1 protein-coding gene is annotated in these 204 nt (G+C 64.2%); it reads left to right on the forward strand.

Going from position 1 to position 204, the window contains the following annotated elements; translation table 11 throughout:
- Window positions 1-204: substrate-binding domain-containing protein (locus OP79_RS49555; protein ID WP_033330113.1), on the forward strand; the 204-nt coding region annotated here is incomplete at both ends.

The following is a 204-nucleotide window of genomic DNA, read 5'->3' on the forward strand; positions in this document are numbered from 1 at the left end:
CGACCACGGCTGGCTGAACGCCATCAACGACAACGCCAAGAACCGGGCCAAGAAGTACAAGGACGTGACGCTGGAGATCACCGAGGGCTCCAACGACACAGCCGCGCAGATCGGCCAGATCGAGACGCTGATCAACAAGAAGGTCGACGTCCTGGTGGTCCTGCCCGCCGACGGCAAGGCCCTCACCCAGGTCGGGCTCCAGGC

The sequence above is a fragment of the Streptomyces yerevanensis genome (genome assembly GCF_000716805.1).
GTDB classification, from domain to species: Bacteria; Actinomycetota; Actinomycetes; order Streptomycetales; family Streptomycetaceae; genus Streptomyces; species Streptomyces flaveus.